The organism is Lacinutrix sp. (genome assembly GCF_023299985.1).
GTDB lineage: Bacteria > Bacteroidota > Bacteroidia > Flavobacteriales > Flavobacteriaceae > Lacinutrix.
On the sequence record NZ_JALZVX010000087.1, the window covers coordinates 1 to 2,791 of the forward strand.

2 protein-coding genes are annotated in these 2,791 nt (G+C 34.3%); both read right to left on the minus strand.

The window, feature by feature from the left end; translation table 11 throughout:
* Positions 1 to 139: 139 nt before the first annotated feature.
* Positions 140 to 1,582 carry an NAD(P)/FAD-dependent oxidoreductase gene (locus Q0C58_RS04385; RefSeq protein ID WP_290698018.1) on the minus strand — a complete coding sequence of 481 codons (1,443 nt, stop codon included), beginning with the start codon at positions 1,580 to 1,582 and terminating at the stop codon, positions 140 to 142.
* Positions 1,579 to 2,664: a methylmalonyl Co-A mutase-associated GTPase MeaB gene (gene meaB / locus Q0C58_RS04390; RefSeq protein ID WP_290698020.1), complete on the minus strand. Its 1,086-nt coding sequence runs from the start codon at positions 2,662 to 2,664 to the stop codon at positions 1,579 to 1,581. Before meaB ends, Q0C58_RS04385 begins: the two co-directional genes overlap by 4 nt.
* Between the last annotated feature and the right edge of the window lie 127 nt (positions 2,665 to 2,791).

Here is a 2,791-nt window from a genome sequence, read left to right on the forward strand (position 1 = left end):
CAACGTGTTACCAGATATGAAATCGTTCTTAATGTTTTATATCAGACGTTAAACGAAGTTAGCCTAAAAAAATGACAAAGTCAAGTATTGTTAGGCTACTAAAAATAGACATTTAACAGTCTTTACTAATCTTACTTTTCTATAAATCTCGTCCTCGAGGCGCATCACCTTTAACTAATACATTTTTAGAATGTAAAAGGGCTGCAGCCTTAGCAGAATCTTTTACTTTTTTAGCACTACGTTTTAACATTGCTGCTTCAAACTCAGTGAGTACAGTTTTTCGTATTCCTATTTCTTCCCATTGTGATTGTGGTCTGCAGCCTTTTGAGATTCCACGAGCTAATGCAAGTGCATCTAGTAGTGCTTGATTGGCTCCTTGTCCTTTAAATGGACTCATAGGATGTGCTGCATCACCAATTAAAGTTGTTTTTTCTCCTTTTTCTAACCATTTTGGTTTAAGTAATTCACGATCATAAACAGGATAACCAGAAATTTGAGTTTCTAAAGTAGCAGCCAAAATTTGAGGAATAGGTTCGTGCCACTGCGTTCTTTTACAAGCTTCTTCTTTAAGTGCTTTTACACCTTGATTACTTAAGTTTTTTGCATCCTCTTCTTTCATTGGGAAACTTAATTGCCACATAATTGCGTTAGAATCGTAAGGCATCATATAAATACGTTCGTTGCCATTTGCAGTTTGAAATACGGTTGCAGAATCTAACAAAGTAGTAGCAATAGTGTCTTGAATCTTTTTTAAAGAACAAATTCCTAAAATGACAATGCAATCTAAATAACGTAAAGGTGTTGCGGCTTCTCCAATTAGTAATTTTCTAACAGTACTTCTAATACCATCGGCTCCAACTAATACATCTGCTTTTGTATTTTTAGTCTTTCCATTTACTTGAAAACTTATAGCTACATCATTTTCATTTTCTTTAAAATCAATTAATTGATGATTCCATTTTACAATGTTAGAGTCTCCAAGTTGCTTAAGTAATGCTAAGCGTAAAGACTGACGAGCGATATGTATATTAGTGTTTTTACTAGTTTTTTCAGCATCAGATGGCATCCATTTTCGCATTCCCCATTCACCAATAATATTTCCATCTGTAGTATGTACAACATGCTTAGTTGAAACAATACCATCATTTAAAGAGAGAATACCAAATCCTTTTAAGGCTTTACTTGCTTGTTGAAGTGTGAGTCCATAGCCTTGAGATCGTGCTTCAAAATTACTGTCACGCTCGTAAAGTGTAAAAGGAATGCCACGATGTAAGCAGGCTACAGCTAAGGCTGTTCCGCCAATACCACCACCAATAATAGCAACATGTGGATAGTTTTCTGTATCTGGTTTTGGATGATTTTTAGATGCAATTAATCCAGAGCCAGAGCAGTTTAAACAAGAATGGAATTTTCGTTTTGGACGACTAGGAGGAATACCTTTATTGTTTTCGTTTTCAAATTGATCTAAAGCTACTTGGTATTGGTTTCGAGCTTTATTACTAAGCTTTCGGCTTTTTTTACCCTGTCCTTTGCAATCCAAACAGATAGTCCAGTTTGGTTTTTTGTTTTCTGCCTTTTTCAATTTTTATTTTGCTTTAATCCCAGCAAATACTCAGCAGCCACAAAAGGCGTAGTCTCATTATTTTCGATATGCTTCAGTTGTATTTGAAGCTCTTTTTTTATTTCAGTATTACTAAAGAAATCACTTTTAAGTTGCTCTTCTATAGTCTGAATAAGCCAAAACTTGTTTTGCTCGTTTCGTTTAGAGTAGAAGTAATCGTTTTCTGTAGTTAGTTTTAGGTAATTAGTAATCATAGTATAAATACCTTCAATACCATCATTTTTAATAGCACTACACGTTACAACTTTAGGTTGCCATTTTGAAGCTTTAATAGGATACATATGTAACGCACGATTAAATTCTACCTTTGCTAACTTAGCGCGTTTAGCATTGTCACCATCTGCTTTATTAATAGCAATAGCATCTGCCATTTCAATAATTCCACGTTTTATACCTTGAAGTTCGTCTCCAGCTCCAGCGAGTTTTAATAGTAAAAAGAAATCTACCATACTGTGCACAGCAGTTTCACTTTGCCCAACACCAACGGTTTCAATAATAATAGTATTAAATCCTGCAGCTTCACATAAAATAATAGATTCGCGTGTTTTTCTTGCAACACCTCCAAGCGATGTTCCCGAAGGACTTGGCCTTATAAAAGCATTTTTATCTTTTACTAAATCTTCCATTCTGGTTTTGTCTCCAAGAATACTGCCTTTTGTAAGCGAGCTACTTGGATCTACAGCCAAGACAGCAACGGTTTTACCTATACTAGTGAGATAGCTACCAAAAGCTTCTATAAACGTGCTTTTACCAACACCTGGAACTCCTGTTATTCCTATGCGAACCGATTTGTTAGCATGAGGTAAACAAGCTTTTATTACTGCATTTGCTTGTTCTAAATGTTTAGCGTTTTTACTTTCTACTAAGGTAATGGCTTGACTTAATGCAGTAATGTTTCCGTTTAGAATGGCCTTTACTAAGTCGTTAGTAGATTTTTTTTGTTTTCGACTTTCTTTAATTTTTGAAATAGCATTGTCGCTGGTAATTTCCGGATTAGGAATACCATCGTTTTCTTTTAATGCTGATTTTTTTGAGTTAGCCACTAATTCACGAATATTTAAGTAAAAATAATGAAAAAGGATTTGAATGTTATTTCAAAAATAGATTTATAAACTATTTGATTAAACAACAGCTAACTAAAAACAGTACAAGGTTCTAGTAAATAACTGC